Here is a 7,656-nt window from a genome sequence, read left to right as displayed (position 1 = left end):
AATTTCCTCCATGGCTAACCACATGAATTCATTGGCATGTTGCAGTTTAAAATAGAATGCCCCCTGTTATAAATATTGATCACATAACGTATGTTATGGAACAAAGATGCGAGTAAACAATCGGCATCTTATTGGGATAAAACATTCACGGCGGATTTAATATGATGCCCTCATGACCGGCTGTCGAACTCGTCTTACAATGGGTGTTTTCACAACTCGAAGTCGTTGATCAAAAACTGGGCGAATCGCATATTTGAACCGAGTGAAACTGCTGACAACAGTAGCGAAAAAGTCCGAAAAATAGGGAGTTTTCGTGATTTTTATGGGTCCTATATTGAGCGTAAATTGGCCGTTGAACCGCTTCTGCGTACCAAAATTTTATCTTCTAAATTAGCCTTATGGTCGCCAATATTATAATAAATTCAATGTGTTGATAACTTCTCTTGCAAGTGTCAATCTTATCCATAAGATGCACGACATTTCGAAAATTACCAAGGAGGGGTTCTTCGTGTTTCGCAAAACTTTACTGACAAGCGTGTGTCTTCTGGCATTGATGGGGGCAGCATCGGCTGAGACTGTTCTCAATCGTGGCAACGACACTGATCCCGCAACGCTTGATCATCATCGGACATCCACTGTTTCGGAAGGCAATGTGCTTCGTGATCTTTACGACGGCCTGACCATTCAGAATGCAGATGGCGAAGCTATCCCGGGTGTCGCGAAGTCTTGGGATATTTCCGAAGATGGTATTTCATACACTTTTCACCTGCGCGATAACGCCAAATGGTCGAACGGCGACCCGGTCACGGCTGGCGACTTTCAGTTTGCTTTCCGCCGTCTGATGGACCCGAAGACCGCTGCGGGCTATGCCAGCATGCTATTTGTTATCAAGAACGCCGAAGATGTTGCTGGTGGCAAAAAGCCTGTCAATGAGCTTGGCGTCGAAGCCGTTGACGATCACACGCTGAAGGTTACTCTGAACACCCCTGCTCCGTATTTCCTTGAACTTCTGACACACCAGACGGGTTTCCCGTTGCATCAGAAGAGCGTTGAGGAAAATGGCGACAAGTTTACGACACCTGGTAAGATGGTGACGAATGGCGCTTATGAACTTGTCAGCTTCACGCCGAACGACAAGATCGTCATGAAGAAGAACCCGAATTACTACGAAGCGGATCAGGTGAAGATCGATACGATCAACTGGATCCCATTCGAAGATCGCGCCAGCTGTATGCGCCGTTTCGAAGCCAAGGAAGTACAGGTTTGCTCTGATGTTCCAGCTGAACAGATGGACTATGTGAAGAAGAACCTCGCCAACGAATTCCGTCTGGCACCTTATCTTGGCGTTTATTATCTACCGGTAAAGGGCAAGACCGCAGACAGCAAGCTGAAGGACCCTCGCGTCCGTCAGGCAATTTCCATGGCTATCGACCGTGATTTCATCGCCAATCAGGTCTGGCAAGGTACGATGTTGCCGGGTTACTCAATGGTCCCTCCGGGCATCAATCACTATGTCAAGGATGCGCCGAAGCTCAACTATTCCGACGACATGCTGGATCGTGAAGACAAGGCCAAGGAGCTGTTGAAAGAAGCAGGTGTTGAGCCAAACACGCTTTCGATTGAGCTGCTCTACAACACGTCTGAAAACAACAAGAATACCATGGCGGCAATCGCTGATCAGCTTGGCAATATCGGCGTGAAAGCGACGCTCAACGAAACCGAAGGTGCTACTTACTTCAACTTCTTGCGTGAAGATGGCCCGTTCGATATCGCACGCGCTGGCTGGATCGGCGATTATAACGATCCACAGAACTTCCTTTACATCAGCCAGAGCGATGTCAGCTTCAATTACTCCAAGGTGAAAAACCCGGAATATGATGCCAAGATGGCCGAGGCAGAGAAGATCCTTGATCTCGACGCGCGTGCCAAAGTTCTGGCTGAAGCAGAACAGCTCAAGCTCGATGATATGAGCAATATTCCAATCCTTTATTATTCCTCACGCACCCTTGTTTCCGACAAGCTCGACGGATGGAACGACAACCTTATGGACAGCCACAAGACCCGTTGGCTTTCGTTCAAACAATAAATTTTCAGTCCGGGCTGCGCCTACAGCATCGGTCCAAAAATCGGAATCGATTTTTGAAAAGCACGATGCGTAGATTCAATGAGTTAGAGCGCCCTTTGTGCGTCCGAAAGGACGCACAGGTTCTAATGGCGCAGCCCCTTTTTCTTTCGATCTCGGGAAGTTCGGAGGGTCCCTTTTTCATGGGACAGATATTTTTAAAGTTTTATGGGAGTTTTCAATGGTTCGTGGATTTTTGATGACAGGCGTTTGCCTGATGGCGCTAGTTGGAGCCGCATCGGCAGAAACAGTACTCAACCGAGGCAACGATACCGACCCCGCCACGCTGGACCAGCAACACACAACCACTATTTCGGAAAACCGTGTGCTGCGTGATCTTTATGAAGGTTTGCTGGCGCAAAACGAGAAGGGCGTGGCCGTTCCCGGAGCGGCATCTTCCTGGGATATTTCCGAGGACGGCCTCACCTACACTTTCCATATGCGTGAGAATGCCAAATGGTCGAACGGTGATCCTGTTACCGCCGGCGATTTCGAATTTACCTTCCGCCGCATCATGGATCCGAAGACGGCTGCCGGTTATGCCAGCGTACTTTACGCCATCAAGAATGCCGAGAAAGTTGCCACCGGCAAGATGCCGGTCGATCAGCTTGGCGTGAAGGCGCTTGACGACAAGACGCTGCAAATCACTCTCAAGAACCCTGCTCCTTATTTCCTCGAACTTCTCACCCATCAGACCGGTTTCCCGGTCAACAAGAAGGCTGTCGAGAAGTTTGGCGACAAGTTCACCTTGCCCGGAAATATGGTGACCAATGGCGCGTACACGCTTGTCAGTTTCAATCCCAATGACAAGATCGCGATGAAGAAGAACCCGAATTATTGGGACGCTTCCAATGTTAAGATCGATGCGGTGAACTGGATACCGTTCGAAGATCGGGCAAGCTGCATGAGACGTTTTGAGGCCAAGGAAATCGATGTTTGTTCCGATGTCTCAGCTGAGCAGATGGACTATGTGAAAGAACATTTCGGCAAGGAATTCCGACATGCGCCCTATCTTGGTATCTATTACATTGACATTAAGGGTGAACCTTCGGGAAAGTTGCGCGACAAGCGCGTTCGTGAGGCTATTTCACTCGCTATAGATCGTAAGTTCATAGGTGAAGAAGTGTGGCGCGGCGTGATGTTGCCAGCCTATTCCATGGTTCCGCCCGGTATTGCGAACTACATCAACGATGCGCCGAAACTGGCTTTTGGTAATGAAGATATTCTCGACCGTGAGGATAAAGCGAAAGAGTTGTTGAAGGAAGCGGGCGTTGAGCCCGGAATGCTCTCGGTTACCTTGCGTTATAACACGTCTGAAAATCACAAAAATACCATGGCAGCAGTCGCTAGCATGCTGAAAAACATAGGTATTAATGCCACGTTGAACGAAGTCGAAGGCACGACTTACTTTAATTTCCTTCAAGAAAAAGGGATGTTTGACATTACGCGCGATGGTTGGATCGGCGATTATAACGACCCGAATTCATTTTTAGAGCTGTTTACCACCGGCAATTACTTCAATTATGCCGATTGGTCGAACAAGGACTACGACGCGTTGATGGCTAAATCTGCCACGGCGACCGATCTCGCCGAACGAGCGAAAATTCTCTCTGAAGCAGAGAAGATACTACTTAGCGACGGGGCTGTTGTGCCTTTGATGTATTATGCTTCTACCGCATTGGTTGCTGATAAGATTCAGGGTTACGAAGATAACCTCATGAATTCGCACGGCACACGTTGGTTATCGATAAAGAATTAAAAACAAAACTGAAACACGCCCTTAGTGGGATTTGCCGGATCGTTTCAAAGCGGTCCGGCAAAGAAGGGAAATAACAAATGCTGAGCTACACGCTCCGACGATTGGGTAGTGCAATACCCACGATCTTTATAATAGTGACTTTGACATTCTTCCTTATAAGGCTGGCACCCGGCGGGCCTTTCGATCTGGAGCGTCCGATCGATCCGCTGATCCTTGAAAACCTCAAGAAAGCCTACAATATGGATGCGCCGCTGTGGCAGCAGTACCTCATTTATCTTGGCAATCTGCTGCACGGCGACCTTGGACCAAGCTTCACGCGTCGTGATTTTACGGTGAATGACCTGTTTGCTTCCGGCCTTCCGGTTTCGATCATGCTGGGCACTTTGGCGCTTAGTCTCGCCGCAATTATCGGAACATTTCTCGGTACAATTGCGGCCCTGAAACAGAATTCTTCTATCGATTATTTTGTCGTCGCACTGGCAACTTTTGGCATTACAACGCCAAATTTCGTTGTTGCTCCTCTCCTCAGCCTGCTTTTTGGCGTCATTCTCGGTTGGGTGCCAGCCGGTGGCTGGTCCTCCGCGAATATCACGTACTGGATATTGCCGGTACTGACACTGGCTTTACCGCAAGTTGGCGTGATCGCCCGTCTTGTGCGCGGTGCAACGATTGAAGCATTGCGCGCCAATCATGTTCGCACCGCTCGCGCCTATGGTTTGCCGTCGCGTGTTGTGGTTGGGGTACATGCCTTGCGTGCTGCCATGCTGCCCGCAGTTTCCTATCTCGGACCAACAGCTGCAGCACTTCTCACAGGCTCAGTTGTTGTTGAAACCATCTTCGGTATTCCCGGTATCGGTCGTTACTTTGTGCAAGGCGCGCTGAGCCGCGATTACACGATGGTTATGGGCACCGTGGTTGTGATTTCCGTTTTCGTCGTGGTGTTCAATCTCATCGTCGACCTTCTTTATGCATGGCTTGATCCGAGGGTTCGCTATGACTGACCTTACCGTACCGACAGAAACAGAAAAGCTTGCAGCTGTCGCAAGCCGTTCGCTCTGGCAGGATGCCTGGTTGCGCCTGCGCAAGAACAAGGCAGCAGTAACAAGTGCAATCGTCCTGATCATATTGGCACTTGTCGGCATTTTTGGCCCTATGGTCAGCCCGCATCCTTACGACAAAATCTATCCGCAGTTCGTGCGCGTGGCTCCAAGTCTGGAGGCTTATCCGCGTGCTGATACGATCATGCCCGGATTGGAACGCGAGCTTGCCCGCGCCCGCCTGAATGCGTCCGCGGAGCCGGAGCTGACGGGCAACAATATCGTAGTTGACTTCACCGCACAGCGTCCGACGGATGAGCGGGTGTTGCGCTATTTCCAGCGCTCTGACCTGTTTAGCAATCCTAAGATCGAACTCGCTGCTGATGGACTGTCGGGTAAGCTTACATTGAATGTCGCGCGTAATTATTTCGTACTTGGTACTGATAATCTCGGTCGCGATCTGATGACACGCATCTTCATTGGCGTTCGTATGTCGCTTGCCATCGGTCTGTTGGCTTCGGCAATGGCTTTGGTGCTTGGTGTTGGATATGGTGCGATATCGGGCTACCTCGGCGGACGTGCCGACAACATTATGATGCGACTTGTCGACATCCTTTATTCGCTGCCTTTCATCTTCTTCGTGATATTGATGCTCGTCTTCTTCGGGCGATCCATTTTCATCATCTTCATCGCCATCGGCGCGACGGAATGGCTGGATATGGCGCGCATCGTGCGCGGACAGACATTGAGCCTCAAACGTCAGGAATTCGTGCAGGCGGCGGAAGCACTTGGCGCAACACGGCGTGGTGTCATCACACGACATATCATCCCGAATGCGCTCGGCCCCGTCATCGTTTTCGTGACGCTGCTGGTGCCGAAGGCAATCCTTCTTGAAAGCCTCTTGTCGTTCCTCGGTCTCGGTGTGCAGGACCCCCTCACCTCTCTGGGGCTGCTGATTTCCGAAGGTGCCCAGAACATGCGCGGCGCGAGCTGGCAATTGATCTGGCCTGCCGCAACACTGACCATCATCCTGTTTGCGCTGAACTTCCTAGGTGACGGCCTGCGCGACAGCCTTGACCCGAAGGATCGCTGAGATGACGAGTGAAAACATTCTGAGCGTGCGCGACCTGAAGGTCACATTCGACACGCATGACGGTCCGGTAGAGGCGGTGCGCGGCATCAATCTTGATGTCAAAGCCGGTGAAACCATCGCCATTGTCGGCGAGTCCGGTTCCGGCAAGAGCCAGACGACCATGGCGATGATGGGTCTTCTGGCCCAAAACGGCAAGGCAACCGGCCAGGCGCTCTATCGTGGTCAGGATCTGATCGGCATGACTGATAAGGCACTCAATAAGATACGCGGTGCGAAGATTACGATGATCTTTCAGGAGCCGATGACCTCGCTCGACCCGCTTTATCGCATTGGCGATCAGTTGGCCGAACCGCTACGGTATCATCGTGGCATGAGCAAAAAGGAAGCGCGTCCGCGTATTCTTGAACTGCTCAAACTGGTTGGTATTCCAGAACCGGAGCGCCGCATCGACAGCTACCCTTATGAGCTGTCGGGCGGACAGCGCCAGCGCGTCATGATTGCCATGGCGCTCGCCAACGAGCCGGATGTTCTGATCGCTGACGAGCTGACGACAGCGCTCGACGTTACCATTCAAGCACAGATACTTGACCTGCTGGCAGATCTGCAGAAGCGGCTCGGCATGGCGGTGGTCTTCATCACGCACGATCTTGGCATCGTGCGGCGCTTTGCGGACCGGGTCTATGTGATGCGCTCCGGCGAAGTGGTTGAAACCAACGAAACGGAAAAGCTCTTCACCGCACCGGAGCATCCCTATACGAAGATGCTGCTGGATGCTGAACCGGAAGGTGAAAAACTCTCACCGCCTGATGAAGCGCCGGTGCTCATCCGCGCTGATAATGTGAAGGTCAATTTCCTTATCAACAAGCCATGGCTGGGCGCTGCAACTTATCTTGCAGCCGTCAATGATGTTTCTCTGACTCTCAAACAGGGCCAGACCATCGGCATCGTGGGTGAATCCGGTTCCGGAAAATCGACACTGGGCCGTGCTATTCTGCGTCTTCTCCCATCAGAAGGCCGCATCGCTTACCTTGGCAAGGAATTACCGACGGAATCGCAGGCGATGCGTCCGAAGCGGCGCGAATTGCAGCTCGTTTTTCAGGACCCTTTTGGCTCGCTCAGCCCGCGCATGACCGTGGGACGCATCATCACCGAAGGGCTTCTCATCCATGAGCCGAACCTTTCGGCCAAAGAACGTGATCGTCGTGCATGTGAAGCCCTCAAGGAAGTCGACATGGACCCGGCCATGCGTAATCGCTATCCGCATGAGTTCTCAGGCGGTCAGCGTCAGCGCATCGCCATTGCGCGCACCATGATCCTGAAGCCAAAGGTGATCGTGCTTGACGAACCGACAAGTGCGCTTGATCGCTCGGTCCAGAAGCAGATCGTCACCCTCTTGCGCGATTTGCAAAAGGATCATGGGCTTTCTTACCTCTTCATCAGCCATGATATGGCAGTGGTCCGTGCGGTATCGGATTATGTAATCGTTATGAAGAACGGAAAGATCGTAGAGCAAGGCGATACGGAGCAGGTCTTCGATAATCCGCGTGAGGAATATACCAAAGCGCTGATGGCGGCGGCACTCAGCGAAGAGCGTTTCGGCACTGATGCTTAGCTCGAAATTATATAAAAAACGGGGCATTAGCCC

General features: G+C 51.5%; 5 protein-coding genes. All 5 read left to right on the top strand.

Translation table 11 applies throughout. The features are described 5' to 3' along the window. The first annotated feature begins 508 nt into the window (after positions 1-508). Positions 509-2,086: a peptide ABC transporter substrate-binding protein gene (locus CEV33_RS04520; RefSeq protein ID WP_094539257.1), complete on the top strand. Its 1,578-nt coding sequence runs from the start codon at positions 509-511 to the stop codon at positions 2,084-2,086. Between the two features lie 217 nt (positions 2,087-2,303). Beyond that, positions 2,304-3,881 (top strand): peptide ABC transporter substrate-binding protein, encoded by a 1,578-nt coding sequence (locus CEV33_RS04515; RefSeq protein WP_094539231.1) that lies wholly within the window; start codon positions 2,304-2,306, stop codon positions 3,879-3,881. 77 nt (positions 3,882-3,958) lie between these two features. After that, a complete protein-coding gene (locus CEV33_RS04510) occupies positions 3,959-4,882 on the top strand; it encodes an ABC transporter permease (protein ID WP_094539230.1) in 924 nt (307 codons plus the stop codon). Continuing rightward, on the top strand, positions 4,875-6,011 hold the full coding sequence (locus CEV33_RS04505) for an ABC transporter permease (protein ID WP_094539229.1): 1,137 nt from the start codon (positions 4,875-4,877) through the stop codon (positions 6,009-6,011). Before CEV33_RS04510 ends, CEV33_RS04505 begins: the two co-directional genes overlap by 8 nt. Position 6,012: 1 nt before the next feature. Further along, positions 6,013-7,623, top strand: coding sequence for an ABC transporter ATP-binding protein (locus tag CEV33_RS04500; RefSeq protein ID WP_094539228.1), 1,611 nt, complete (start codon positions 6,013-6,015; stop codon positions 7,621-7,623). The last annotated feature ends 33 nt before the right edge of the window (positions 7,624-7,656 follow it).

Source organism: Brucella grignonensis, from assembly GCF_002252505.1.
Taxonomy (GTDB): Bacteria; Pseudomonadota; Alphaproteobacteria; order Rhizobiales; family Rhizobiaceae; genus Brucella; species Brucella grignonensis.
Note: the sequence above shows the minus strand (reverse complement) of the source record. Positions and strands in the feature narration are given on the sequence as shown.

Bases quoted from the DNA above. Each gene is read 5' to 3' on its own strand.
- CEV33_RS04515 (WP_094539231.1), top strand. From the start codon at position 2,304: ATGGTTCGTGGATTTTTGATGACAGGCGTTTGCCTGATGGCGCTAGTT.
- CEV33_RS04510 (WP_094539230.1), top strand. From the start codon at position 3,959: ATGCTGAGCTACACGCTCCGACGATTGGGTAGTGCAATACCCACGATC.
- CEV33_RS04505 (WP_094539229.1), top strand. From the start codon at position 4,875: ATGACTGACCTTACCGTACCGACAGAAACAGAAAAGCTTGCAGCTGTC.
- CEV33_RS04500 (WP_094539228.1), top strand. From the start codon at position 6,013: ATGACGAGTGAAAACATTCTGAGCGTGCGCGACCTGAAGGTCACATTC.